1 protein-coding gene is annotated in these 1,146 nt (G+C 59.4%); it reads right to left on the reverse strand.

Annotated features, from left to right (window positions below; all coding sequences use genetic code 11):
• Positions 1 to 15: 15 nt before the first annotated feature.
• Positions 16 to 966: an IS110 family transposase gene (locus tag AC1RQK_RS40420; protein WP_492815263.1), complete on the reverse strand. Its 951-nt coding sequence runs from the start codon at positions 964 to 966 to the stop codon at positions 16 to 18.
• Between the last annotated feature and the right edge of the window lie 180 nt (positions 967 to 1,146).

Raw genomic sequence — 1,146 nt, forward strand, 5'->3', positions numbered from 1 at the left:
GGGAGAGCAACCGTGTCAAGCGGGCAGTTTGTTTTCCCACGGCTGACCGGTCTTCGCCATGGTATTGAGGACCGTCAGCAGCTTGCGCATGCAGGCAGTCACGGCGAGCTTGAATGGCTTGCCGGTAAGACTCAGGCGCTCATAGAAACTACGGATGGCAGGGTTATGACGAATCGCTGTTACCGTCGCCATGTACAGCACATTGCGCACCTCGGCTCGACCGCCGCGGATGTAGCGTTGTCCCCGGCGCTTGCCACTGTCGTCGTTAAACGGCGCCACGCCGACCAGCGCTGCGATCTGCTGGCGGTTGAGCTTACCCAACTCGGGCAGTCGCCCCAGCAGGGTGAACACGCTGACTTTGCCAATGCCCGGCACACTGCTAAGCAATTCCACTTTGTGCTTCCATACGTCACTGGTGCGCAGCTTGTGGGTCATATCGATATCGAGCGACTTGATGCGGGCGTCCAACCATTCGATATGCTCTTTCAGACTCTTGATGGCAAGCGGCGGCGCAGTGGCGACTCGAGCCTTCTCTTGCGCCCGCATGACCACCAGCTGGCTGCGCCGGTCCAACAGGTCAGCAAATTCGCGCTGCGCCTCGTCGGGCAGCGGACGCACTGGCGGCCGGATTTGCTGGGCAAAACGCGCCAGCACGCGTGCGTCGAGCCGGTCGGTCTTGGCCAGAATCCCGCAAGCTTTGGCGAAGTCGCGCACCTGCTTGGGGTTGACAACCGCGACCGGCAATCCGGCACCGGCCAGCGCGATACTGACGCTGGTTTCATAACCGCCTGTCGCCTCGAGCACGATGCGATCGATTCGACCTTCGTCGTTATGCTCGGCCAGGTATGCCAGCAGCGAAGCGATACCCGCTTCGTCATTGGTGAACTGCAAGCTCGCGCTGTCAGGCAAAGAGTCCAGATCCAGCGTGTTCTTGCTAACGTCGATTCCTACAACCTTGATATCCATTCGGCTTATCCCATCCTTGTGACCATTCGGCGTGCTGCCATCCAACCGTTCGGGCTTAGGCTAAACGCTATCAAAAAATGGAAGCCTCGATCCTCGCTCTCCCTCGAACTTGGGCTTTCGCCCAGGGCTTGGGGCCATCGATCTGAGGCTTCCAGGACATATTTTCCGACATACAAGGGG

The organism is Cupriavidus sp. GW822-FHT02D05, from assembly GCF_058802485.1.